22 protein-coding genes are annotated in these 25,262 nt (G+C 70.6%); 17 read left to right on the top strand and 5 right to left on the bottom strand.

Annotated features, from left to right (window positions below; genetic code table 11):
- Positions 1–123: 123 nt before the first annotated feature.
- The 8 genes from G401_RS46395 to G401_RS0117485 all read left to right on the top strand — a co-directional run bounded on the left by G401_RS46395 (position 124) and on the right by G401_RS0117485 (position 8,458).
- Positions 124–960 (top strand): DUF4397 domain-containing protein, encoded by an 837-nt coding sequence (locus G401_RS46395; RefSeq protein WP_034592063.1) that lies wholly within the window; start codon positions 124–126, stop codon positions 958–960.
- On the top strand, positions 957–1,589 hold the full coding sequence (locus G401_RS0117515; protein ID WP_051366767.1) for a class F sortase: 633 nt from the start codon (positions 957–959) through the stop codon (positions 1,587–1,589). Before G401_RS46395 ends, G401_RS0117515 begins: the two co-directional genes overlap by 4 nt.
- Before the next feature lie 61 nt (positions 1,590–1,650).
- A complete protein-coding gene (locus tag G401_RS57115; protein WP_051366766.1) occupies positions 1,651–3,207 on the top strand; it encodes a serine/threonine-protein kinase in 1,557 nt (518 codons plus the stop codon).
- A 116-nt stretch (positions 3,208–3,323) separates the two neighbouring features.
- A complete protein-coding gene (locus G401_RS57720) occupies positions 3,324–4,817 on the top strand; it encodes a glycoside hydrolase family 75 protein (protein ID WP_245601745.1) in 1,494 nt (497 codons plus the stop codon).
- Between the two features lie 73 nt (positions 4,818–4,890).
- Positions 4,891–5,556 (top strand): hypothetical protein, encoded by a 666-nt coding sequence (locus tag G401_RS0117500; RefSeq protein ID WP_027343533.1) that lies wholly within the window; start codon positions 4,891–4,893, stop codon positions 5,554–5,556.
- Between the two features lie 107 nt (positions 5,557–5,663).
- Entirely contained in the window at positions 5,664–6,221 is a 558-nt protein-coding gene (locus tag G401_RS46375) for a hypothetical protein (protein ID WP_051366765.1), read from the top strand.
- A gap of 50 nt (positions 6,222–6,271) precedes the next feature.
- Positions 6,272–7,384, top strand: coding sequence for an aminopeptidase P family protein (locus G401_RS0117490; RefSeq protein WP_027343532.1), 1,113 nt, complete (start codon positions 6,272–6,274; stop codon positions 7,382–7,384).
- Positions 7,385–7,405: 21 nt separating this feature from the next.
- A complete protein-coding gene (locus tag G401_RS0117485) occupies positions 7,406–8,458 on the top strand; it encodes a DNA polymerase III subunit beta (RefSeq protein ID WP_027343531.1) in 1,053 nt (350 codons plus the stop codon).
- Between the two features lie 20 nt (positions 8,459–8,478).
- On the opposite strand, the gene G401_RS0117480 is transcribed toward G401_RS0117485, so the two are convergent.
- Positions 8,479–9,432 (bottom strand): ABC transporter permease subunit, encoded by a 954-nt coding sequence (locus tag G401_RS0117480; RefSeq protein ID WP_051366764.1) that lies wholly within the window; start codon positions 9,430–9,432, stop codon positions 8,479–8,481.
- Positions 9,429–10,334, bottom strand: coding sequence for an ABC transporter ATP-binding protein (locus G401_RS0117475; protein WP_034591936.1), 906 nt, complete (start codon positions 10,332–10,334; stop codon positions 9,429–9,431). The genes G401_RS0117480 and G401_RS0117475 overlap by 4 nt, the downstream gene beginning before the upstream one ends.
- A gap of 104 nt (positions 10,335–10,438) precedes the next feature.
- On the opposite strand from G401_RS0117475, the gene G401_RS0117470 reads away from it, so the two are divergent.
- Together G401_RS0117470 and G401_RS0117465 are read left to right on the top strand one after the other, a co-directional pair.
- Positions 10,439–12,184, top strand: coding sequence for an ABC transporter ATP-binding protein (locus G401_RS0117470; RefSeq protein WP_027343528.1), 1,746 nt, complete (start codon positions 10,439–10,441; stop codon positions 12,182–12,184).
- A 170-nt stretch (positions 12,185–12,354) separates the two neighbouring features.
- Positions 12,355–12,858 carry a GNAT family N-acetyltransferase gene (locus tag G401_RS0117465; protein ID WP_051366763.1) on the top strand — a complete coding sequence of 168 codons (504 nt, stop codon included), beginning with the start codon at positions 12,355–12,357 and terminating at the stop codon, positions 12,856–12,858.
- A 40-nt stretch (positions 12,859–12,898) separates the two neighbouring features.
- On the opposite strand, the gene G401_RS0117460 is transcribed toward G401_RS0117465, so the two are convergent.
- A complete protein-coding gene (locus G401_RS0117460) occupies positions 12,899–14,053 on the bottom strand; it encodes an endo-1,4-beta-xylanase (RefSeq protein WP_027343526.1) in 1,155 nt (384 codons plus the stop codon).
- 30 nt (positions 14,054–14,083) lie between these two features.
- A complete protein-coding gene (locus G401_RS0117455; protein WP_051366762.1) occupies positions 14,084–15,727 on the bottom strand; it encodes a glycoside hydrolase family 43 protein in 1,644 nt (547 codons plus the stop codon).
- A gap of 233 nt (positions 15,728–15,960) precedes the next feature.
- Here G401_RS0117455 and G401_RS0117450 point away from each other — a divergent pair, with 233 nt between their 5' ends.
- The 5 genes from G401_RS0117450 (at position 15,961) to G401_RS0117430 (ending at position 21,385) form a co-directional block, all read left to right on the top strand.
- The gene (locus G401_RS0117450; protein ID WP_027343524.1) at positions 15,961–17,250 is read left to right on the top strand and encodes an extracellular solute-binding protein; all 1,290 of its coding nucleotides are present in this window, start codon (positions 15,961–15,963) and stop codon (positions 17,248–17,250) included.
- Positions 17,247–18,209: a carbohydrate ABC transporter permease gene (locus G401_RS0117445; RefSeq protein WP_027343523.1), complete on the top strand. Its 963-nt coding sequence runs from the start codon at positions 17,247–17,249 to the stop codon at positions 18,207–18,209. The genes G401_RS0117450 and G401_RS0117445 overlap by 4 nt, the downstream gene beginning before the upstream one ends.
- Positions 18,206–19,045 carry a carbohydrate ABC transporter permease gene (locus G401_RS0117440; protein WP_027343522.1) on the top strand — a complete coding sequence of 280 codons (840 nt, stop codon included), beginning with the start codon at positions 18,206–18,208 and terminating at the stop codon, positions 19,043–19,045. The genes G401_RS0117445 and G401_RS0117440 overlap by 4 nt, the downstream gene beginning before the upstream one ends.
- A gap of 48 nt (positions 19,046–19,093) precedes the next feature.
- On the top strand, positions 19,094–20,113 hold the full coding sequence (locus G401_RS0117435) for a LacI family DNA-binding transcriptional regulator (RefSeq protein ID WP_027343521.1): 1,020 nt from the start codon (positions 19,094–19,096) through the stop codon (positions 20,111–20,113).
- 363 nt (positions 20,114–20,476) lie between these two features.
- Positions 20,477–21,385 (top strand): ribonuclease Z, encoded by a 909-nt coding sequence (locus tag G401_RS0117430; RefSeq protein ID WP_027343520.1) that lies wholly within the window; start codon positions 20,477–20,479, stop codon positions 21,383–21,385.
- A gap of 25 nt (positions 21,386–21,410) precedes the next feature.
- On the opposite strand, the gene G401_RS52845 is transcribed toward G401_RS0117430, so the two are convergent.
- Positions 21,411–22,640 carry a hypothetical protein gene (locus G401_RS52845; RefSeq protein ID WP_051366761.1) on the bottom strand — a complete coding sequence of 410 codons (1,230 nt, stop codon included), beginning with the start codon at positions 22,638–22,640 and terminating at the stop codon, positions 21,411–21,413.
- A gap of 300 nt (positions 22,641–22,940) precedes the next feature.
- Here G401_RS52845 and G401_RS0117420 point away from each other — a divergent pair, with 300 nt between their 5' ends.
- Complete coding sequence (locus G401_RS0117420; protein WP_027343519.1) at positions 22,941–23,543, top strand: TetR/AcrR family transcriptional regulator; 603 nt, start codon at positions 22,941–22,943, stop codon at positions 23,541–23,543.
- 164 nt (positions 23,544–23,707) lie between these two features.
- Positions 23,708–25,234 carry an MFS transporter gene (locus tag G401_RS0117415; protein WP_027343518.1) on the top strand — a complete coding sequence of 509 codons (1,527 nt, stop codon included), beginning with the start codon at positions 23,708–23,710 and terminating at the stop codon, positions 25,232–25,234.
- Positions 25,235–25,262: the final 28 nt, after the last annotated feature.

The raw sequence follows: 25,262 nt of genomic DNA, 5'->3' as shown, positions 1-25,262 counted from the left end.
ACTCAAGACCCGGTCATTTTTCACTCACAAGCTACACAGCCTCACCCGAACGGGTAATGGCGTTGATCTATGCGGAGCGGCAGCCTTCGGCGTGGACTCAACCCAGGGGAGGCACGAGTGAACATGCGCAGGCTCGCCACGGCGGCCCTCGCCCTAGCGCTGCCCCTGGCGGTCGCGGCACCGGCCCACGCCCGGGAAGCCGCCGGCGGCGACGGGAAGGGCTACGTCCGGCTGGCCCACCTCTCGCCCGACACCCCCGAGGTCGACGTGCACCTCAAGGCCCTGTCGGGAACCATGAAGGAGCAGGTCTTCCGGGGTGTCGGCTACGGCGTGATGTCGGCGTACCTGGCCCTGCCGGTGGGCGGCTACGAGGTCGGGATGGCCCCGTCGAAGCCGCCGGGCTCGCCGGTCATCCTGACCACGCTGGTCACCGTCGAGCCGGGCGGCGCGTACACGGTCGCCGGCGTCGGCAAGTACGCCGATCTGGGTCTGCGCGTCCTGCGCGACGATCTCTCGATGCCCCCGGGCGACCAGGCCAAGGTACGCGTCATCCAGGCCTCCGTGCAGGCACCCGTGCTCGGTGTGTCCCTTCCGGACGGGCAGACGATCGCCGACAACGTCGCGTTCGCCACCACGACGGCGTACCAGACCGTCCGGCCGGGAACGTTCAACCTGGTCATCCACCCGGCGAACGGGCGGTCCGACACCGGCGTACAGGCGGATCTGGCGGCGGGGAACGTCTACTCGCTGCTCATCCTGGACGGTGCGGCGGGCGCTCTGAAGACGGAGCTGCGGACCGACGCGACGCGTGACGGCGTGGTTCCGGCGGGCGGGGTGGCCACCGGAGCGGGCGGGCTGGCGGGGTCCGGCGCGTGGCCGCTGTACGGCGGCGCGGCGCTGCTCGTGCTGGTAGCCGCCGGTGCCGCCTGGGGCATCCGGCGACGCCTGAAGACATTGTGAACCGGCGGTCGCGAGCCCGCCTCGCGGTCGCGGCGCTGGCCGCCGTGGCCGCTCTCGCCGCGGGGGGTGCGGCGGGGCTGGTGCGCGCGGGCCTGGCCCGGCAGGTGCCCTTCGTGGGCTGGCTGGCCGGGCCCGCGCGCCCCGGTGAGCTGCCGGTGGGCGCGCCGGGCGGGACCGGGCCGCGGCGCCTGCGCATCGCGGCGATCGGCGTGGACAGCCCGCTGGAGGCCCTGCACCTGGATCACACCGGCGCTCTGCAGGCCCCCGTGGAGTACGCCGAGGCCGGCTGGTTCGCCGACGGGACCGTCCCCGGTGACGCGGGGCCCGCGGTCATCGCCGGGCACATCGACTCGCGGCTGGGCCGGGCCGTCTTCTACGAGCTCAGCCGGCTGCGCGCGGGAGACGCCGTCGAGGTGCAGCGCGGCGACGCCTGGCTGCGGTTCGTGGTCACCGCCACCGGCCGGTACGCCAAGACGGCGTTCCCCACCCACGCGGTCTACGGTCCGACGCCGGACGCCCAGCTTCGCCTCATCACGTGCGGGGGGACCTTCGACCGGGCGGAGGGTTCCTATGTGGACAACTTTGTCGTGTACGCGACCTTGGCCAGAACAACGTCCGGGCAGGGCTGAGGTATGCCCATGAGTGGTCTACGGTGGAGTTCTCACCCCCCGACACCCCCGAAGAGCGGCCATGACGGTTGAGCAGGCCCTGATCGCCGGGCGGTACGTGCTGCGGCGCTCCGTCGGCAGCGGTGGCATGGGCCGGGTCTGGCTGGCCCGCGACGAGCTGCTGCACCGCGACGTGGCGATCAAGGAGGTCGTGCCGCCGAAGTGGCTGACCGAGGCCGAGCGCGGCGAGCTGCGGGAGCTGACCCTGCGCGAGGCGCGGGCCGCGGCCCGGCTCAACCACGCGAACGTCGTCAAGATCTACGACGTCGTGCACACCGAGCAGTGGCCGTGGATCGTCATGGAGTACGTGCAGTCCCGCTCGCTGCAGGCGGTGCTGGAGGAGGAGGGACCGCTGGCGCCCGAACGGGTGGCGGGCATCGGCCTCGCCGTCCTGGACGCGCTGCGCTCCGCGCACGCGGCCGGCGTACTGCACCGCGACGTCAAGCCGCACAACGTGCTCATCGGCACCGACGGCCGGGTGGTGCTCACCGACTTCGGCCTCGCCTCGCTCGACACCGACAACGCCGTCAGCCGGCCGGGCCTGATCGCGACGCCGCAGTACCTCGCGCCCGAGCGCGCCCGCCGGGGTGTGTCCACTCCGGACGCCGACATGTGGTCGCTGGGCGCCACCCTGTACGCGGCGGTCGAAGGGCGTACGCCCTATGGCCGCAAGACGGTCGTCGAGACGCTGACCGCCCTGGCGACCGAGCCGCCGAACCCGGTGACCCGGGCCGGTGCGCTCAAGCCCGTGATCGAGGGCCTGCTGCGGCGCGACCCCCGCCAGCGGATGGCCCCCGCCGAGGTGGAGCGGATCCTGAAGTCGGTGGCGGCCGGCTCGTCCCCCGCGGCCGGGGCGATCCGCCGGCACCGCCGGCTGATCGTCATGACGACGGCCGTGGCGGCGATCCTCGTCAGCACGGCGGCCGTCGCGGCCAACCACCTCGGCTCCACCGGTACGCCGTCCACATCGAACAGCCCGGCCGCGGTGACGGTCCCGCTGGGCGTACTGGGGTGCGAGCAGCCGGCGACGATCACCGAGTTGGTGACGAAGACGTCCATGGCGGGAGCGCCCGGCAACTGGATGCCGCCCCGCGACTGGACCTGGTACGCCGGCCCCACCGGCTTCTGGATCGCCGTGCCGGTCGGCTGGAAGCACTGGAGCGACGGCTCGACGCAGTGCTTCTCCGATCCCCGGGGCGGCCGGGTGCTGGCCGTCGACCCGGCCGGGCCGCCGAAGCAGGATCCGGGCATGGCCGCCCGCGACGAAGAGCGGCGGCTGCTGGGCACGGGGCGGCTGCCGGCGTACGAGAGCGTCGGCGTCAAGCGGCTGACGTACGGGCCGCCGTCGGTGCTGTGGGAGTTCACGTTCGGCTCGGCCGAGCGGCGCCGGCACGCCGACGCGCTGGTCGTCGTGCATCCGGTGAACACCTTCGTCGTGTACTGGGCCACCGACGAGCTCGACTTCCAGCCCAGCACCTCGCTGTTCGACCTCGTGCACGTGAGCTTCCGCCCGCCGCCCCCACCGGCCGGCGCGCCCCAGCCCGATGGGCAGGGCAATCCGCCGCCGCAGCAAGGCTGAGCGGCTTTTTCGTCCGTTGTGGACTCCTCTTGACCGGCCGATCCGGCGGCGTCTAGCATCGATCGGCGTACGTCAGTAAGTCAAGCTTACTAACAGTCGGACAGGAGGAGCTGTCAGTGCTCGTCAAGAGATCCCCCCGCGCTCCGCGCCTGGTCACCGCCGCTGTGGCGACGGCCGGCCTGGCGCTCAGCATGCTCCTGCCCGCCTCGCCCGCGAGCGCCGCGCCCACGCGCTACGAGGCGGAGAACGCGACCATCTCCCAGGGAGCGGTCGCTACCAACCACACCGGATACTCCGGGACCGGCTTCGTCGACGGCACCAACATCGCCGGAAGCTACACGCAGTTCACGGTCGACGCGGCCACGGCGGGCAGCGCCACGATCGCCATCCGCTACGCCAACGGGACCGCGGCCAACCGGGCCGCGGACATCGCCGTGAACGGGACCACGGTGTCGGCCGCCCACGCCTTCAACGGCACGGGCAGCTGGGACACCTGGACCACCGACACGATCACGGCGACCGTGAACGCCGGGTCGAACACGATCCGGGTCACCGCGACCACCGCCGACGGCAACGCCAATCTCGACTACGTCGACTTCGAGGTCGCGAGTACGCCGCCCCCGGCCACCGAGTACCAGGCCGAGGACGCCGCGATCTCCCAGGGCGTGGTGGAGTCCAACCACACCGGGTTCACCGGGACCGGGTTCGTCAACTACGACAACGCGACCGGCAGCTACGTGCAGTTCGCGGTGTCGGCGGCGAACGCCGGCAGCACGAACATCGTGCTGCGCTACGCCAACGGCACCACCGTCAACCGGCCGATGACCATCGCGGTCAACGGCGTGAACGTGGCGACGAGCGTCGCGTTCAACTCCACGTCCACCTGGGACACGTGGGCCACGGCGACGGTGACCGCCACGCTCAACGCCGGGTCGAACACGATCCGGGCGACCGCGACGACCGCCAACGGCGGCCCCAACCTCGACCGGATCAACCTCACCGCGGGCGGCGGTGGCGGCGGCGCCCCGACGGCCGCGCAGCTGCTGGCCAAGGTGAGCACCTGCAACCAGATCTCCAACGGCAAGTACAAGACGGACGAGGACGTCGCGACCGCCACCGTCGCCGTCTGCCAGAAGACCGGAGCGGTGTTCTGGAAGGGCGACATGGACATCGACTGCGACGGCGTACGCACGACGCAGTGCAACGAGAACACCGACTGCTGCTTCCAGGCGGACACCTTCTGCCACACCTCGGGCGACAGCCCGCTGAACGCGGCGAACCTGCCGTACGTGGTGGTGCCGAGCGCCAGCAGCATCTGGGACTACCGCAACTACTCGATCGGCTGCGGCACCGTGGTGGCCGTCATCTACAACAACCAGGTGGAGTACGCGGTGGTCGGTGACACCGGACCCACGGCGATCATCGGCGAGTCGAGTTACAAGACGGCGAGCGACCTGGGCATCAACCCGGACCCGAGCAACGGCGGCACCGATTCCGGGGTCACCTACATCGTGTTCCAGGGTTCGCAGCGGGTCTCGCCGATCGAGAACCACACGAACGCCGTGACGCTCGGCCAGTCGCTGGCATCGACGTTCCTCAGCAACAACTGACACACTGATCCCGAAGTACCGCCCGCGTCCTCCGTGGAGGGCGCGGGCGGCCGGATCGCCGGGAGGTGCCCCGATGCCCGACCTCGGTACGCGTCGCAAGCTCGGCGTCGCGCTGGTGGCCGCCGCGGGGCTGGCCGCCGGGTTCCTCGTGATCGTCCTGGTGGTCCGCCATCCCGGGGTGACCGCGGCCGGAACGAGCCCCAGCCCCGCGACCATCGACTCGACCGCCCCGAGCAGCCAGGCGAACGCCACGCCGAGCCCTGGAACCAGCGCGCCGGCGAGCCCCGGATCCGAGAGCGATCCCCGTGTCCACTCGGTACGCGGCAACCTGTGCGCGGCCGTCGACTTCACCCTCGCCGACCCGTTCGGCGGTTCACAGGCGCCACCGGCCGGCGACCACAGCGACAAGACGGGCTACGTCGCGTACACCTGCGACCGGCACGCGGACGGGGTGCGGCTGACCGTCAGCGCCCTCGTCTTCGCCCGGGCCGACGCCGCCACCGCCCGGTACGCCGACACGACCGCCCACCCGCCCGCGAACGTCGACACGGCGGCGATTCCGGCGCTCGGCGAGGCCGCGACCGGTTTCACCGCCCCGACCGGCCTGGCCATGATCTGGGTACGCGACGGCAACCTCGTCCTCGGCGTACGGCTGGATGTTCCCGGTGGACAGCCGGCGGTGCTGGCGGCGGCGGCGCAGCATATCGCCCAGACGGCGCTTTCCCGTCTTTCCGGGTAGGTAGCACGCGGATTCGGTCGTCACTCTTGCGACATGAGTCGTCACGTTATGTAAGGTGGTGGCCTTGCGCGGGCCCAACGGGGGGTCGCGGACGGGGGAAGACGACGATGCGCGACACGCACGGACGGGGCACGATCGCGGCGACGGCGGCAATGAGCTGCCTCGCGGCGCTCGCCGTGGTGGCGGGGCTGCTGCTGGGCGACGGCCGGGACCGGCCGCGCGCCGCGGCGGCCGCCGCCCCGCTGGACGAGCGGACCGTGACCTTCGACGGCGTGGACGGCATCACGTTCGGCACCGCGAAGGCCGACCTCGTCGCGCGGCATGGGCTGAGCCCACAGCAGGGCTGCAACCAGCCGTTCGCCGACGTGGCCGGGGCCGGGCCGGTCTTCCGGGACGGCAAGCTGGTCCTGCTGTGGGCCCACGCGCCGCTGCACACGCCGGAGGGCATCGCCGAGGGCAGCGCGGTCGGCGCGGTGCGGACCGCCTACGCGAACGAGGTCGAGCTGAGCCCGCCGGCCGGCAGCCACACGTATCCGGGCATCCTCGTCGAGAACGGCGACCGGGCCTTCCTGTTCCTGCACGACGGACAGACGGTGAAGAAGGAGGTGGCGGGCTACGCTGTGGATGTCCGGCGCCTGTTCGAGACGGGGTTCGGCGCCTGCTGACGACAGCTCCTGCTGACGACAGTGCCTGCTGACGACCACGGGAGGTCCGCATGGGCGCGCCGTTCACCGCCGACGACTTCGCGCTGCGCATGGAGAGGGTCGCCCGCGCGGCGGCCGGCGCCGGCCTGGACGGGCTGATCGTCACGCCCGGCCCGGACCTCGCCTACCTGTGCGGGTACGAGCCGCCGATCAACGAGCGGCTCACCGCGCTCATCGTCTCCACCGGCGCCGAACCCGTCCTCGTCGTCCCGCGGCTCGAACGCCCGGACGCCGAGAAATGCCCCGGCGGCTCGCAGCTGCGGCTCGTCGACTGGCCCGACGGCCGCGATCCCTACGCCGTCGCCGCGCAGATCCTGCCGGGCACCGGCGGCTTCGCGATCTCCGACTCGGCCTGGTCGCTGCACCTGCTCGGGCTGCAGGCCGCGGCGCCGGGCGTCGCGTACACGTCGATGACCCGGGCCCTGCCCATGCTCCGCGCGGTCAAGGACGACGCCGAGCTCGCGCGCCTCGCCGCCGCGGGGGCCGCCGCCGACGCCGCGTTCGCCGACATCCTGGGCGTACGCTTCGCGGGCCGCACCGAACTGCAGGTCGCCGCCGATCTCGGGCGGGCGCTCGTCGAGCACGGGCACTCCTCGGTGGACTTCACGCTCGTGTGCTCCGGGCCCAACGGCGCCAACCCGCACCACCGGCCCGGCGACCGGGTCATCGCCGAGGGGGACGCGATCGTCCTCGACTTCGGCGGCTCCTACCAGGGCTACGGATCGGACACCACGCGTACGGTGTCGGTCGGGGAGCCGTCCGCCGAGGTGGCCGAGGTGCACGCCGTCGTACGCCGGGCCCAGCAGGCCGCGTTCGAGGCGGTCCGGCCGGGCGTACCGAGCCAGGAGATCGACCGCGTCGCCCGGGCGGTGATCCGCGACGCGGGCTTCGGCGACCACTTCATCCACCGGACCGGCCACGGCATCGGCATGAGTACGCACGAGCCGCCCTACATCGTCGAAGGCGAGGAGCGGCCGCTCGTGCCCGGCATGTGCTTCTCGATCGAGCCGGGCGTGTACCTGAGCGGGCGGTTCGGCGTACGCATCGAGGACATCGTCACGGTGACGGAGACCGGCGGCGCCCGGTTCAACAACTCGCCGCGGGATCTGGCGATAGTGTCGTAGGCGGTGGCTAGGGTCCGCGGCATGGACCTCGTCGTGGCCACCGCCGCCCTCGCCCGTGTCGCGTCGCGTACCGACCGGCTGCTGCCCGGGCGGTCCGCGGCGCCGCTGCACCTGTCGGCCGGCACCGGACTGGAACTGGCTGCCGGCGACGGTGACCTGCGCGTCCGCGGCTCGGTTGCGGCCCAGGTGCACGCGACCGGTGCCGCCGCCGTGCCCCGCCGATCCTTCGCGACCGTCCTGGCCGGGGTCGAGGCGCCCGAGGTGCGGCTGTCCGTCGAGGGCTCCCGGCTGGCCGTGCGTACGCCGTCCGGCCGCTTCGCGCTCCCGATCGTTCCCGCCCCGGCACCCGCGCCCGGCTGGCCGGCCGCCGCCGGGACGGTCCCGGCCGAGCGGTTGCGGCCGGCCGCCCTCGCCGTCTGCGGTGCCGCCTCCCGGGACGGGCTGCCGATCTTCACCGGTGTGCGGCTGCGGTCGGCGGACGGCGTACTGCGCCTGGTGGCGACCGACCGGTTCCGGATGGCCTCGGCGGCCGTCGCGTACACGGGGCCGGGGATCGACGTGCTGGTGCCGGCCGGGATCCTCGCCGACGCGGTGCGGAGCGTTCCCGCCGCCGGTCCGGTGACGCTGCGGGCCTCCGGCGGCGCCTTCGGGCTGGACTGGCCCGACGGCGGCCTGGCCACCTCGTCGCTGGCGCTGCCGTTCCCGGACGCCCAGATCGACCGCCTGCTGACCGTCTCTCCACTGTGTACGCTGACCGTCGACGCGCCGGCCCTGCTCGCCGCCGTCGCCCGGGCGGCGGCGTTCGCGACCGCGGTGACGCTGGAGGCGACCGACGGCGTGGTGGTGGTCCGGGCGGGCTCGGAGGAGGCCGGGGAGTCGCGCGAAGAGGTCAAGGCCGACGTCCAGGGCGACCGGCTGACCGCCTCCTACCAGGCGCACTATCTCCAGGACGGGCTGCGGGCGTTCGACGGCGAGGTGGCGGTCGCCCTCCAGCCCGGCATCGCCCCGACCTCCTTCGCGGCCACGGACGATCCGGCCGGCCTCGCCTATCTGGTCGTGCCGCTGCGGGGCTGACCGCGGTGCGACCGGGCGGGTCAGCTGATGTCGCGGCGGCGGTTGAGCACGATGCCGACGGCACCGGCCGCCACCGACCACCCGAGCATGACGAGCGCGCCGACCCACCACGGCGCGGCCTGCGGATACAGCTTCTCCGGCGTGACCATGACCTCCGACGCGATCGTCGGGACGCTCACCGCGGACGTCAGCACCCAGTCCCCGTGGATCAGGTGGGCCCGGATGAAGCCGAACACGCCGATCGCCCCCACGAAGCCCACGAGGTAGACGATCATCGAGGTGACGACCGAGCCGATCTGGCTGCGCAGCAGTGTGCCGAGCCCGAAGCCGAGCAGCGCCCACAGCAGGTACGCGATCAGGTTGAAGATGATCGCCCGCTGGACCGGCCACTCGCCCAGCGCGTTCGTCAGGCCGAGGTTGTGGAAGAACAGCAGTCCGACCACGAGCGAGACGATCCGGGCCACCAGCCAGAAGACGATCCCGAGGCCGAGGACGGCGATCAGCTTGCCGAACACCACCCGGGTACGCCGCGGCGTCATGATGAAGGTCGCGGTCGCCGTCTGGTACTGGAACTCGTTCGTGATGACCAGGACGCCCAGCAGCATCACGAGCAGCAGGCCGAAGAACTGGCCGCTGGTGAAGATGTTGCCGGCCGCGTTGACCACCTGGAGATGAAGGTCGTGCTGCTGCGCGAAGGCGGCTTTCGCCTCGGCGATCTCGGCCGGGCTCAGGCCGCGGCCCGGCTTGAACACCTCGGCGGTGTCCCGCGCATGGGAGATGTCGTCCGACGCCTGCGCCGTATTGATCAGCAGGGCGAAGGCGGTGAACGCCAACGAGGCGATGCCGAACAGCCACCACGCGTTGGTGGTGGTGATCTTCCTGATCTCGCTGCGCACGAGCCGCAGCCCCGGTACGCCGACGTGCGGGATCACCGGGCGGCCGGTGGCCGGGGGTGCCTGGACGGTGGTGCTCATCGGATGTCCGCCTTTCCGGCCGTCAGCTGGAGGAACACGTTCTCGAGGTCGGGCCGCTCCACGGTCAGCTCGTGGATCTCGGCGCCGGCCCGCATCGCCGCCGCCCCGACCGCCGGCCCGTCCGCGCCCACGATCCGCAGCGCCCCGTCCGCCGTCCGCGTCACCGTGACCGCGGTGCCCAGCTCGGCGAGGAGCTCGTCCGGGCGCGGTGTGCGTACGCGCAGCTGCGCGCCGCCGGTCGCGTCGACGATCTCGGCCATCGGACCCTGCCGGACCAGCTTGCCGGCCGCGATGATGACGACGTCGTCGGCGAGCAGTTCCATCTCGGACAGCAGGTGGCTCGACACGAGGACCGTGCGGCCCTCGTCGGCCAGCGACTTGAGCAGCTCCCGCATCCAGCGGATGCCCTCGGGGTCGAGGCCGTTGGCGGGCTCGTCCAGGATGAGGACGTCGGGATCGCCGAGGAGCGCCGCGGCGATGCCCAGGCGCTGGCGCATGCCGAGCGAGTAGCCCTTGAACTTGCGGTTCGCGGCCGGTGTCAGGCCGACCATGGCCAGCACGTCGTCGGCCCGGCCGGCCGGAATCCCCGCCGCGTCGCAGAGCATGCGCAGGTGGTTGCGCCCGGTGCGGCCGCGGTGCGCGCCCGAGGCTTCGAGGATCGCGCCGACCTCCCGGCTGGGGTCGGCGAAGTCGGCGTAGCGCCGCCCGCCGATGGTCGCGGTTCCCGCCGTGGGGCGGACCAGGTTGAGCACCATGCGCAGCGTGGTCGTCTTCCCCGCGCCGTTGGGCCCCAGGAAGCCGGTGACCCGGCCGGGGCTGACGGTGAACGACAGGTCGTCGACCGCGCGCACGTTCTTGTACAGCTTGGTCAGTCCGCTGACCACGATGCCGTCGTCGGCCATCGGCAAGCTCCCCTTCGACGAATACCTAGAAGCGTTATGCATCGTAGTGTTAGGTATCGGCCGCGCACAACAGCCGGCGGGGTACCCGATTAGGCTGGGCGTTCGTGGTCGCCTCGAACCCCCTTGATCATCGTTACCGTGGCGAGAATCCCCTGCGGACCGTCGGCTACCTGCTTCGCGAGGACCGCTGGCGGTTGCTGGGCGGCGTCGGCGCCTTCATCGTCAAGCACAGCCCGACCTGGATGCTGCCGCTGGTCACGGCCAACATCATCGACGTCGTCGTGCAGCACAAGCCGGTCGCGCAGCTGTGGCTCAACGCCGGGCTGCTGGTCGTCCTGCTGAGCCTCAACTACCCGTTCCACATCCTGTTCGTCCGCTGCCTGTCCGGCTCCGTACGCCGGATGGGCACCCGGCTGCGCTCGGCCCTCTGCCACCGGATGCAGCAGCTGTCGATCGGCTACCACGCGCGGACGAACGCGGGAGTGCTGCAGTCGAAGGTGATCCGGGACGTCGAGAACGTCGAGCAGATGGTGCAGCAGGCCGGCGACACCGGGCTGGCCGCGACCACGATGCTCGTCGGCGGCCTGGTCATCATCGGTTTCCGGGCACCGGCGTTCCTGCCCGTCTTCCTCGTCGTCGTCCCGGTCGCCGCGATCCTCGTGGTACGCCTGCGTACCCGGATGCGTACGGACAACGAGAGCTTCCGCCGGGAGGTCGAGAAGCTGTCCTCGCGGATCAGCGAGATGACGACCCTGATCCCGATCACCCGCGCGCACGGGCTGGAACGCGACGCGCTGCGCCGGGTCGACGGCACCCTGGCCCGCGTGATGACGGCCGGCCTGCGGCTCGACATCCTCAACGGCCGGTTCGGTGCGCTCGCCTGGACCCTGCTCAACGTGCTGGGCGTCGGCTGCCTCGCGGGTGCGGCCCTCACCGCGTACTACGGCTGGGTGCCGATCACCGCCGGCGACGTCGTCATGCTGAGCGCGTTCTTCGGCACCCTCACCGGCTCGATGACCACCCTGATGAGCCTCGGCCCGGTGATCGTACGCGGCCTCGAATCGGTCCGCTCGGTCGGCGAAGTGCTCCAGGAACCCGATCTGGAGGACAACGCCGGCAAGGCGCCCGTCACCGCGGTGCGGGGAGCGTTCCGCTTCGAGAACGTCGGCTACTCCTACGGCGTACGCGATTTCACCCTCGACGTCAGCCCCGGGGAGACGATCGCGCTCGTCGGCGCGTCCGGTGCCGGCAAGTCCACCGTCCTCAACCTCGTCAACGGCTTCCTGCGCCCGGCCCGCGGCCGCATCCTGCTCGACGGGGCCGACATGGCCGGCCTGGACCTGCGTACCTACCGGCGCTTCCTGTCCATCGTCCCGCAGGAGCCCATCCTCTTCGAGGGCAGCATCGCCGAGAACGTCGCGTACGGGCTGGACGGCGTACCGCCCGAGCGCCTGCGCCAGGCCCTCGTCGACGCCAACGCCTGGGAGTTCGTCGAGCGCCTCCCCGACGGCCTGGACACCGTGGTCGGCGAACGCGGCGCCCGCCTGTCCGGCGGCCAGCGCCAGCGGCTGGCCATCGCCCGCGCGCTCATCCGCGATCCGCGCGTCCTCATCCTCGACGAGGCCACGTCCGCCCTCGACGCGCACACGGAGGCGCTGATCCAATCGGCGCTGGAACGACTGGTCCACGGGCGCACGGTGTTCGTCGTCGCCCACCGGCTGTCGACCATTCGCACCGCCGACCGCATCGTCGTCATGAAGGACGGCGTCATCGAGGAAGTCGGCTCCCACTCGTCGCTGGTCGCGGCTTCCGGAGCGTACGCCCGCCTCCAAGCCGCCCAGCTCGCCTGACGATCACGCCCGATCACACCCGATCCCGGTCCAAGATCCCGTTTGGATCAGGGTTTCGCCCGTAATCTTGGCCCAAGATTCGGGTGATTTCCCTGATCCAAACGGGATCTTGGGTCATGGCTGTGGAAATGACCGCGACGATGGGGGCGGGGGCGCGTAACTTTCATCGGATGGAGATCTTGCCGTTCCGGCCCGGCGATCCCGCTCGGATCGCGGCCGCGTTCGCGCCCCTCGGCTGGCCAGGCAAGGACGAGGCGGCCTTCCGGAGATACCTCGACCAGCAGGAACAGGGGGAGCGGGCGACCTTCTTGGCCACTGTGGACGATGCCGTCGCCGGTTACGTCACGGTGCTGTGGCGCAGTCGCTACGCGCCGTTCCGGGAGCGGGATGTTCCGGAAATCGCTGATCTGAACGTTCTCGACGGTTTTCGCCGCCGCGGGATCGGCAACGCCCTGCTCGACGCGGCCGAGGCGGCGATCGGTGAGCGCGGGCCCACGTCCGGTCTCGGCGTCGGCCTGTACGCGGATTACGCCGCCGCGCACCGCATCTATCTGGCCCGGGGCTACCGGCCGGACGGGCTCGGAGTCGCGTACGCGCACGTGACGGCGGAACCCGGGCAGAGCGTACGCGTCGATGATGATCTCAATCTGATGATGACGCGCGAGGTGCGGTGAGGAGCCGGCGCCACGACGGACGCCGGCTCCTCCGGGTGGATCAGCGCCGGCCGGCGAAGATCAGATCCGCCTTGAGCGTGTTGTACGCGCGCTTGGGCTGGTAGTTCTCGTCGTAGAGGGTCGCCATGCCCTCCAGCGGGTCCTTGAACCAGCCGGGCACCCAGGAGTGCTTGTCCGTGAAGCCCCAGACCGTGAACGAGATGCACCGCCGGTTGGCGAGGCACCCCTGCATCAGGGCGCTGAAGTCGGCCGCGGCGGCCTGCAGGCGGGGGTTGATCTCGTTGGAGTCGCCGGCCTGCACGCCCGCGGTCATCTGGCTGCGCACGTCGACCTCGGTGAAGGCGACGTCGAGGCCCAGGTCGGTGAAGCGGTTGAGGGTGTCGTTGATCTGCAGCGCGTCGTAGTCGCCGTACTGGGTGCCCAGGTGGCCCTGGCTGCCCACGCCGTCGATCGGTACGCCGTCGTGCTTCAGCTGCTTGACCATGTTGTAGACGAACTGCGTCTTGTCACCGGGGCCGCCGTCGCCGAAGGCCTCGATGTTGTAGTCGTTGTAGAACAGCAGCGCCTTCGGGTCGGCCTGGTGCGCCCAGCGGAAGGCGTCGGCGATGATGCCGCCACCGAGGTGCTGGGTCCAGAAACCCTTGTAGTGGATGGTCGACGGCGAGTCCCACGGGTCGCTGGCCGCCTCGTTGACGACGTCCCACTGCCAGATCTTGCCCTTGAAGTGGCTCACCGTGTCGGTGATGTGCTTGTGCAGGATGTCGCGCAGCTGGTCGTCGCTGATCGTGCCGTTGTTCACGCCGTCGGTGAGCCAGGCCGGCAACTGGTTCTGCCAGACCAGCACGTGCCCGCGTACGCGCTGCTTGTTCTGCTTGGTGAAGGCGATCAGCTCGTCGGCCGGCGCCCAGTTGTAGGTGCCCTGGGTGGGCTCCAGGACCTCCCACTTCATGACGTTCTCGGGGGTGACCGAGGAGAACTGCTCGGCGACGAGCTTGCGGTACTGCGGGTCGGTGGTGTCGTCGAGGGCGGCCATGTCGACGGCGGTACCGATGGCGAGGTCGCTGCGCTGGCCGAGGGCCCGCAGGCTGAGGTCGGCCGGGCGCTCCGGGTGCCCGGCCGACGCGGGGACGGCGTTGAGCGCGCCGGCGGCGACCAGCGCGACGGTGGCGACGAGGGCGGATCGTCGTAACTTCATCGGTGTCCTTTCTGGACGGAAAAGAAGAGATCACCCTTCCCGGTAGGTGGCGTGGTCGAAGTCGGCGTACGCGCCGTCGCCGCCGAGGTCCTGCACCCACAGGCCGAGGAAGGCGCCGGTGAAGCCCCAGGCTTCGGGCTCACCGTCGATGAAACGGGCGGCGTGCTCGTCGGACAGGATCGTCGCGTCGAGCTCGACCGGCAGGGCGTGCCAGTCGCCGGTGGTCCGGTACGCGAACCGCAGGGCCGGGCCGTCGAAGCTCACCCGCAGGCCCACACGGGGCTCGCCGGTGACGTCGACGGAGATCTCCGGGTACGTGATGCGCCGTCCCGAGTCGCAGCTGAGCAGCTCCAGGACGGTCTTGCCGTCGTCGGAGCGGGTCAGGTAGAGGTAGTGCCAGTTGAGCTGGTTGTAGTACCCGGTGATCCCGGCGAGCTGCCGGTGGTCGGCCGGGGTGAACTCGACGGCGGTCTCGAGTTCGCAGCGCACGTCGCCGACCCGGCGGGCGACGAGGCTGGGGCTCTGCCGGCCGACCGGCGACTGGCCGCCGCGTACGCGCAGGAAGCCGGGGCGGGCGGTGAGGTCCGTCCACTCCGGGCCGGCCGGGCGGCGCAGGGTCGACCAGTGCGGGCCGAGGGCGGGGGCGTCGAAGTCGTCCGTGGCGGGCTCGGCCGGCCAGGGGTGCGCGGGCAGGTCCGGTGCGGGGAACTCGTCGGCCGGGATGGCGCCGGCGATGGACGGCCAGCCGCCCTCGGGCCACTCCACGCGCTGGAAGGCCGTCTCCCGGCCCAGGACGCAGTTGCCGAGCGGGCTGTACGGGCGCCCGACGAGGTGCGCGAGGTACCACTCGTCGTTCTGCGTGCGCACGAGGCTGCCGTGGCCGGCCTTCTGCAGGGTGAGGTCGCTGCGGCCGAGCGAGGTGAGCAGCGCCCCGGCCGGGTCGGCCTCGTACGGCCCGAGCAGGTGCCGGGAGCGGGCCATCGTGGCCTGGTGCTCCCAGCTGGTGCCGCCTTCGGCGACGAGCAGGTAGTACCAGCCGTCGTGGCGGTAGATGTGCGGGCCCTCGGTGAGCCCGGCCTTGGTGCCCTCGAAGATGATCCGGGTCGGCCCGACGAGCTTGCGCTGCGCCCGGTCGTACTGCTGGATCTCGATGCCGGCGAACCGGTCCCGGCCGGGCCGCCAGTCCGCGCTCATGGCCAGCAGCCAGCTGGTGCCGTCCTCGTCGTGGAACAGCGAGGCGTCGAACCCGTGACCGTGCAGCGGCACCGGGTCGGACCAGGGCCCGTTGATGTCGGTCGCGGTGATCAGGTAGTTCTGCGGGTCCCAGTAGCCCGCGGCGAAGCTGGCCACGTCGCTGTAGACCAGGTGGAACTCGCCATCCACGTAGGACAGGTCGGGTGCCCACACGCCGTTGGAGTCGCCCGCGCCGCGCAGATCGAGCAGCCGGCGTTCGGTGATGATGCCGCCGAGGGCCCGCCAGTGCACCAGATCGCGGGAGTGGTGTACGCGTACCCCCGGGTACCACTCGAACGTCGAGGTGGCCAGGTAGTAGTCGTCTCCCACGCGCAGGATCGACGGATCGGGGTGGAAACCGCTCAGGATCGGATTGCGGATCGCCTGAGCGGCCGGCGCATCCGGGTGCTGACCCGCCACGCCCGCGAGGTCGGTCGACATGTGTGCTCCTTCGATGGGCTCGGCTCCGAGAAAGTTCCGGAAGTTTCGCCGGTCGCCGCTGAATTTTGCCCACGATAACCGTTCGGCCTCTTCGGCAACAGCCCCTTGACCAAGCCTGTACTGGCGTCGTAACGTGCCCGCCATCCATTAGAAAATACCGACCGCTGTTCCGAAAGTTTCGGCGGTCAGTATCCGCATCTGAGCACCTGGCATCCATCTCGAAGGGATGGCTCATGACTCACCTCGCCCGAAGGTCACTGTTGGGGCTGGCTGGCGCCGGCGCCGGCGCGCTCCTGCTCGGAGCCTGCGGAAAAGACGAACCCAGCACGTCGAGCGGCCCGCAGACCATCAACTGGTGGCACGTCAGCAACACCGACCCGATGCTCGGCATCTGGGCCAACATGGCGAAGGAATACCAGAACGCGCACAGCGACGTCACGATCAAGATCCAGCCCCTGGAGAACGAGGCGTTCAAGGCGAAGCTGACCACCGCCACGCAGGCCGGCGCGCCGCCGGACCTGTTCCAGTCCTGGGGCGGCGGCGTTCTCAAGCAGCAGGTCGACGCCGGCCTGGTCAAGGACATCACCGCCGACGTGCAGCCGTGGATCGACACGCTGCTGCCCGCGGCGGTCCAGCCGTACACCATCGACGGGAAGATCTACGGCATCCCGTTCGACGTCGGCATGGTCGGCTTCTGGTACAACAAGGAACTCTTCGGCCGCGCCGGCGTCACCGCGGCGCCGACCACGTGGGCCGAGTTCCTGGAGGCCGTCAAGAAGATCAAGGCCGCCGGGATCGTCCCGATCGCGCTGGCCGGCAAGGAGAAGTGGCCCGGCCACTTCTACTGGGCTTACCTGTCCATGCGGGTCGGCGGCCTGGCCGCCCTCAAGCAGGCCGCGGCGGACAACAACTTCGACACCCCCGACTTCGTCGCGGCCGGCCAGCACCTCAAGGACCTCGTCGACCTGTCGCCGTTCCAGAAGGGATTCCTGGGAGCGGCGTACACGGCCCCCGACGGGCAGTCCGGGATCATGGGTAACGGCGGCGCGGCCATGGAGCTGATGGGCCAGTGGGCGCCGAGCACCGAGGCCGCTCAGTCGACGAGCAAGAAGGGCCTCGGCGACAAGCTGGGCTTCTTCCCGTTCCCGGCGGTCGACGGCGGCAAGGGCTCGGTGTCGGAGGCGTTCGGCGGCGGTAACGGTTTCGCCGTCGGCAAGAACGCGCCGAAGTCCACGACGGACTTCCTGAAGTACATCATGAGCGCGGACAACCAGCGGAAGGGTACGGCCTCCGGGTCCATCCTCCCGACGGTCAAGGTGGCGGCCGACGCCATCGCCGACCCGAACAACAAGGTCGTCGCGTCGTCGCTGGCCGCGGCCACCGGCTTCCAGCTCTACCTCGACCAGGCGTACGCGCCGGCCGTCGGCCAGCAGGTCAACGACAGCGTGGCGGAGCTGATCGCCGGTACCAAGGGACCGGACAAGATCGTCAAGGACATCACCGCGGTGGCGAAGAGCCAGTGAGCACGGCGACTTTGACCCGCACCCCGGCGGCCACGCAGGAGCGTGGCCGCCGGCCCCGCCGTCCGGGGCGGGGCGTACTGACGATCGCGGGCTTCCTGCTGCCCGCCCTGGTCCTGTTCGTACTGCTGGTCATCGTCCCCATCGTGGTGGCCGGCTACACCAGCATGTTCAAGTGGAACGGCTTCGGCCTGCCCCAGAACTTCGTCGGCGCGGACAACTTCACCCGCGCCTTCGGGGACCCGATCTTCCTCGGCGACCTGCGTCGCGGCGGCATCCTCATCGTGTTGTCGCTCGTGCTGCAGCTGCCCGCCTCGCTGGCGCTGGCCATGCTGCTCAACCAGAACCTGCGCGGCCGCGCGGTCTACCGGCTGATCTTCTTCGCACCGTACGTGCTGAGCGAGGTCACCACCGCGGTGCTGTTCATGATGGTGTTCTCACCGGGCCAGGGCCTGGGCGACACGATCTCGAGCATCCTCGGCGCGACCGGCGGCGCGGCGTTCGCCGACCCCGACACCGTCCTGTACGCGTTGTTCCTCGTCATCTCGTGGAAGTACTTCGGCTTCCACATGATCTTGTACTTGGCGGCCCGGCAGAACATCCCGCGGGAGCTGACCGAGGCGGCCTCGACCGACGGCGCCAATCCGTGGCAGATCTTCCGGCACGTGACCCTGCCGCTGCTCGGGCCGACCATCCGGATCAGCATCTTCCTGTCCGTCATCGGCACGCTCCAGCTGTTCGACATGGTCTGGGTGATGACCAGCGGCGGCCCGATCCACGGATCGGAGACGATGGCCGTGACGATGTTCCAGTACGGCTTCCGCCGCTTCGAGGTCGGCTACGCGAGCGCGATCAGCATCGTGATGTTCGGGCTCAGCCTCATCTTCGCGCTCTTCTACCAGCGGCTGGTCATGCGCCGCGACGTCGAGGGCGCCCTGACCACCCGGGGAGTCCAACGATGAGCCGACCCACGCCCGCCGGGGTACGCGTACGCCACCTCTCGCTGCACGTCGTCTCGATCATGATCGGCGCGGTCATCATCGTGCCGGTCCTCTTCGGCGTGCTGGGCGGCTTCAAGGACAACGGCCAGCTCGCCACCAAGCCGCTGGCCCTGCCCGACCCGTGGCACCCGGAGAACTACACCGGCATCCTGACCTCGAGCGTGTTCTGGCGGCAGCTGTTCAACAGCACGTTCATCGCCGTGGCCACGACCCTCGTCGTGGTCGGGACCGCCGCGATGGCCGCGTTCATCTTCGCCCGGTTCGCCTTCCGCGGCCGGGAGGCGCTGTTCACGTTCTTCTCGATCGGGCTGATGTTCCCGTTCGCGGTCGCGATCCTGCCGCTGTTCATCCTGCTGCGCTCGCTGGACCTGCTGGACAACCCGTTCGGCGTGATCCTGCCGCAGGCGGCGTTCGGGCTGCCGGTGACCATCGTCATCCTGCGCGGTTTCTTCCGGACCATCCCGGGCGAGATCGAGGAGGCGGCGACGCTGGACGGCTGCGGCGCGTTCGGGTTCTTCTGGCGCATCCTGCTGCCGATGGCTCGGCCCGCCCTGGCCACGGTCTCGGTCCTCGCGATCGTGTCCAGCTGGAACAACTTCATGCTGCCGCTCGTGGTCTTCACCGATCAGAGCTGGTGGACGCTGCCGGTCGGCGTACAGGCCTTCCAGGGGCAGTACGTCGCCGACACCGCCCGGATCCTGGCGTACGTCACGCTGTCGATGGTTCCGGCGCTCGCGTTCTACGCCATCGCGGAGCGGCAGCTGATCGGCGGCCTGGCCGGTGGGGTCAAAGGGTGAGAAAGATCTGCCCGTAGGCTGAGCAGCACGTTGAGGAGGGAGCCGCCCGTGGTAGCGGAGAACAGTCGCAAGGTGACCATCGCCGCGATCGCGCGCGAGGCCGGGGTGTCCGTGCCCACCGTCTCACGGGTGATCAACGGGCGGTCCGACGTCTCCGCCGAGACCCGGGAACGGGTCGAGGAGCTGCTGACGCGGCACCGCTACGAGCGGCGGGCGACGGCGGCGCGGCGGACGACCGGACTGATCGACCTCGTGTTCAACGACCTGGACAGCCCGTGGGCGGTCGAGATCATCCGCGGGGTCGAGGACGTCGCGCACGCGGCCGGCGTCGGCACCGTCGTGTCGGCCATCCACCGCCGGTCGACCTCGGCCAAGCAGTGGCTGGACAACCTGCGGGCGCGGACCACCGACGGCGTCATCTTCGTGCTGTCGGAACTGGCCCCGCCGCTGCAGGCGGAGCTGCGCCGGCTGCACATCCCGGTCGTCATCGTCGACCCGGCGGGCGTACCGGCGCTGGACGCGCCGACCATCGGGGCCGCGAACTGGTCGGGCGGCCTCGCCGCGACCGAGCACCTGATCGGCCTCGGCCACCAGCGGATCGGTTTCATCGCCGGGCCGCCGCACATGATGTGCAGCCGGGCCCGGCTCGACGGGTACCGCACCGCGCTGGAGGCGGCCGGCCTGCCGTTCGAGGAGAAGCTCGTGCACGCGGGCAACTTCTATCACGTCACCGGATTCGAGGGCGGGATGCGGCTGCTCGACCTGCCCGACCCGCCGACGGCCATCTTCGCCTCGTCCGACCAGATGGCGCTCGGCGTCTACGAGGCCGTCCGGCGGCGCGGGCTACGCGTACCGGACGACGTCAGCATCGTCGGCTTCGACGATCTGCCCCAGGTGAGCTGGTCGTCCCCGCCGCTGACGACGGTACGCCAGCCGCTGTCGCAGATGGGGATGCTGGCCGCGCGGACGGTGTTGCGGCTCGCCCAGCACGAGAAGATCGAGAGCCCGCGGGTGGAGCTGGCGACGGAGCTGATCGTCCGGGACAGCACCGCTCCACTGAACAAGTAGGACAGTCCACGGGGGAGACCCGGCCGGCCACCGATCCGTCAGCGGTGGCCGGCCGGGTTCGTACGCGGTCAGCCGGCCCGACGGCCGACCGCGGCTCGATTTCCCGTGCGGGCGGGAATCCCGGTGGTGTGGCGAGCCGGGCGGACTCGCCACACCGGGAGCGGGTCCGGCCGGGCGGGCCGGCATTCCATCCGTGAGCATCATTCTGTAAAGAGTCCCGTAAGAGCGTCAACAACTTCCGGAAAACTATCGGAACAGTCTGATCGCCGAGAAACCGTCCGGCCTGGACTGATGCGGTTAAGTCGACCCGAAGATCGTGGCCCGGTGCGGACGTCCGAAGGCGTTGTTCCGTAAGCTTCAGCGGTGAACCGCGAGCTCATCGTCCTCGGCACGGCCAGCCAGGTGCCCACCCGCCAGCGTGTGCACAACGCGTACCTGTTGCGGTTCGACGCCCACGGGATCCTGTTCGACCCCGGCGAGGGCGCCCAGCGCCAGCTGCTCCTCGCGGGACTGTCCGCATCGGACGTCCACCGCGTCTGCGTCACGCACTTCCACGGCGACCACTGCCTCGGCCTGCCCGGCATCATCCAGCGCATGTCGCTCGACGGCGTCCGGCACCAGGTCCCGATCCACTATCCCGCCAGTGGTCAGGCCTACTTCGACCGCCTGCGGCACGCGAGCGCCTTCGACGACCACGCTCCCGTCGTACCCTCGCCCGTCGCCGGGGACGGGCTCATCGCTACAGAGCCCTTCCACCTGTACGCGTACCGGCTGCGACACCCCGTCGAAGCGTTCGGGTACCGGCTGGTCGAACCGGACGGCCGGCGCATGCTGCCCGACCGGCTCGCGGAGCGGGGGATCAGCGGCCCCGGCGTCGGCCGGCTGCAGCGGGACGGGTTCCTCGACACGGCCGCCGGACGCGTCACGCTGGAGGAGATGAGCGTCCCGCGCCGGGGCCAGATCGTCGCCTTCGTCATGGACACCGGCGAGTGCCCGGCCGCGTACGCGTTGGCCCAGGACGCCGACCTGCTCGTCATCGAGTCGACGTTCCTGGAGTCGGAGCGGGAACTCGCCGACGCGGCCGGTCACCTCACGGCGGCACAGGCCGGGCGGATCGCCGCCACGGCCGGCGTACGCAAGCTCGTGCTGACCCATTTCTCCCAGCGCCACCCCGACAGCACCGTGTACGCCGAGGAGGCCGCCCGCCACTTCGACGGCGAGATCGTGCTCGGGGCGGAACTGGAACGGGTCGCCCTCCCGCCGCGACGGTGAGAGGGCGACCCGGTCGCGCGTACGCTCAGCCGACCTTCTCGGCCTGGCCGCGCGCCTTGACGAAGTTGGCCTGCACGGCCGAGACCTTCTTGTAGTAGAAGCCGACGATGCCGAAGCTGCCCTTGTCGCTCCAGAGGCAGACGGCGAAGTCGATGCCGCTGGCCTTGGCGTCGGCGCAGCTGGCGACGCCGCCCAGCGGGCCGGGGGCGACGTCCTTGAACTCGCCCGCGTTGAGGCTGGTCTTGAGGCCGGTCTGCATGCCGGACATGAAGAGCTCCGGCTGGTCGATCGGCGCCGCGACCGCGATGAGCATGGTCAGCTGCTTGTTGGCGGGCTTGCCGTAGAAGCCCGACACGGCGTCGGTCGCGTTCGGCGCGGACGACTTCATCTCGTCGGTCACCTGCTGGGCGAGCGACTTGAGCTGCTTGTCGTTCAGCTTCGGCTGGCCGAGGAGCGTGGCCGGGGCGACCACCTTGACCGAGGCGGCCGTCGTGTCGCCGCCGCCACCGGCACTGGGGCTCGGGTCGGCGCCCGAGGCAGTCGGATCGGGCGTCCGGCCGCCGGCCGGGGTGCTCGGGTCGGCACCGGTGCCGGTCGAGGTGAGGTTGTCCGCGTTGCGGAAGATGAAGACGCTGGCCACACCGCCGCCGAGGCAGAGCACGAGCAGCAACGCGCCCAGCCCGATCCACAGCCCGGTACGCGACTTGCGCGGCGGGGTCGGCGGCATGCCCGGGAATCCGGGCGCCGGCTGCCCCACGGCCGGGTACGCGGCCGTCGGATCCGCACCGGGACCGTAACCGGGCTGTCCGTAACCAGGCTGTCCATAGCCCGGCTGCTGCCCGTAGCCAGGCTGCCCGTAACCAGGCTGACCGTAGGGCGAGCCCGAGACCGGCGGCTGGCCGTAGGCGGGCTGGCCCGACGAGGGCTGCGCGTACGGCGTGCCGGACGTCGGCTGCTGCCCGTAGGGCTGCCCGTACTGCGGCTGACCCGACGTGGGCTGCCCGTACTGCGGCTGACCCGACGTGGGCTGCCCGTACTGCGGCTGGCCGTAGGCGGGCTGTCCCGAGGCAGGCTGTCCGTAGGGCTGGCCGTAGGCGGGCGTGGCCGTCGTCGGGTCGGCGAAGGGGTCGCTCGGCGCCGGGTGTCCCTGCGCGGGCTGGCCGTACTGCGGCTGCCCGGGTTGGGGCTGCCCGTACGGCGGCTGCGGGTTCCAGGGTTGGTTCGGGTCGGACGGGGACGGCGTCGATTCGGCCATCACGGCCTCCAGGGGTGAGTCACATTGATCGTCAAGAGGAAGTTCTGAGCCTAACCGGCCCGCACCAGCCAGGTCGTCCCCGTATCGCGGAATCACCCCGGCCGAGCGCGCGTACCGGCTGCTGGCTCCGGGTCGGTGGCATACCTCACAGGGGCTGTCGGGGAAGCCGGGGGGAAGCGTAGGTTCGGGTACGGAACGGTTTCGTACACCACCGGGTTTCGTGCACCACGGTGTGAACGCCACGGTGTGCGAGCCACGGTGCGCGAGCCTGACGGCTGCCGACGGGGAAGGGGAGAGGCGATGACCGACACACAGGCATCGACCCGGCGCCCCGCCCGGCGTGGCGCGGACCGGCGCGAGGCCATCTGTGAAGCCGTGTTCAGCCTGCTCGCCGAGGTCGGCTATGACAGGATGACCATGGACTTCGTGGCGGAGCGGGCGCATGCGAGCAAGGCCACGATCTACCGCACGTGGCCCGACAAGCCGCAGATGGTCGTCGAGGCGCTGATCCAGCACTTCGACGGCGGACCGCAGATCCCCGACACGGGATCGCTGCGGGAGGACCTGCTGGTCGTTCTGACCCACGCGTGCGCGGTCGCCGACAGTGTCGACGGCGATGTCATCAGCGGTGTGCTGACCGCGGCGCGACGGGAACCGACCCTCAACTCGGCCCTGCAAAGGTGCATCGTCGACGAGAAGCGGGCATTGCACGAGGTGATGATCGAGCGCGCGGCGCGACGGGGGGAGATCGCCGCCGACACCGATCCCCTGGTCCTGCAGGAGGTCATGCAGGCCATGGTGTTCAACCGCAAGATCTGGCAGGACGGCCCGCTGGACGCCGAGTTCGTCCGGCACGTGGTCGACGACGTACTGCTGCCGGTTCTGCACGCCCGTTCGCGCTGACAAGACGCGGAGAATTCCCCAGCGCGCAACGGGTGGGAAACGCAGACGTCGAAAAATGCTGATATATGGCCACCAAAATGTCGGTGGCCGGTCGTAGTCTTCGCGCGGGTCCGATCAGCCTGATCGGGACCCCGGGGACACGACTCTTCGGGAGGGGAATCTCAATGTCGGAAACCACAACTCGGTCGACCTCGTCGACCAGTCCGGCTTCCATCGTTTCAGGAACCGCCGGTCATCCGCCGGATCCGAAGCGGTGGCTGGCCCTGCTGGTGATCCTCATAGCCCAGCTCATGGTGGTGCTCGACGGCACCATCGTGAACATCGCCATGCCGAGCGCCCAGGTCGCGCTGGGCATCGACGACGCGAACCGGCAGTGGATCGTCACGGCGTACACGCTGACGTTCGGCGGTCTGCTGCTGCTGGGCGGCCGGATCGCGGACTACGCCGGCCGTAAGCGCATGTTCATCATCGGCCTCGCGGGCTTCGCCCTCGCGTCCGCGCTCGGTGGTGCCGCGCAGAACTCCGCGATGCTGTTCGCCGCGCGTGGCCTGCAGGGTGCCTTCGGTGCGCTGCTGGCGCCGGCGGCACTGTCACTGATCACCGTCACGTTCACGGACGTGAAGGACCGGGCCAAGGCGTTCGGCGCCTTCGGTGCGATCTCGGGTGTCGGCGCGGCGATCGGCCTCATCACGGGCGGCCTGCTCACCGAGTACGCGAACTGGCGCTGGTGCCTGCTGGTCAACATCCCGATCGCGTTCGCGGCGATCCTGGCGGCCATCCCGATCGTGCGGGAGAGCAAGGCGCAGGGCAACACCCGCTACGACATCCCGGGCGCGCTGCTGGCCACGGGTGGTCTGGCCACACTGGTCTACGGCTTCACGAAGGCCGCGTCGGACGGCTGGGGGTCGGCGGTGACGCTGTCCTTCTTCGCGATCGCGGTGGTGCTGCTGGTCGGATTCGTGGTGGTGGAGCTGCGCAGCAAGAACCCGCTGCTGCCGATGCGGGTCGTGCTGCACCGCAACCGGGGCGGTTCCTACCTGACCTCGGTCACGCTGGGCGCGGGCATGATGGGCATGTTCCTGTTCATGACCTACTACTTCCAGCTCACGCTGCACTACTCGCCGCTGAAGACGGGCATCGCGTACCTGCCGTTCTCGGCGGCCCTGATCATCACGGCGATCATCGGCAGCAGCCTGCTGCCGCGGCTGGGCCCGCGGGTCATGATGACCGTCGGCGGCCTGTTCGCGACCGCCGCGATGGTGTGGCTGACGCAGCTCTCGGCGGACTCGTCCTACCCGGCGATGATCCTGCCGGCGCTGTGCATCATGGCGATCGGCATGGGCCTGGTGTTCGTGCCGCTCGGCAACACGGCGCTCACCGGTGTGGCCAACCACGACGCCGGTGTCGCCAGCGCGATGGTCAACACGTCCCAGCAGATCGGTGGTTCGCTGGGCGTGGCGCTGCTCAACACGGTCTTCACGACGGCCGTGGCGAACTACGTGACGTCGCATGCGCGTACCACGCCGCCGCAGGAACTGGGTGGTCTCGCCGCGATCCACGGCTACAACGTGGCGTTCACGATCAGCGCCATCCTGTTCGCGGTCTCGACGCTCATCATCTTCACGATGATCCGGAAGGACCCGCGGATCGACATCGAGAGCGAGGCGCGCCCGGCCGTCCACATCGGCTGATCGCGTAGTTCTCCGGCCGGGGCCGGTG

It is taken from the genome of Hamadaea tsunoensis DSM 44101, from assembly GCF_000428945.1.
In the GTDB taxonomy this organism is placed as follows: Bacteria; Actinomycetota; Actinomycetes; order Mycobacteriales; family Micromonosporaceae; genus Hamadaea; species Hamadaea tsunoensis.
This window is presented reverse-complemented; position numbering and strand designations above follow the sequence as displayed.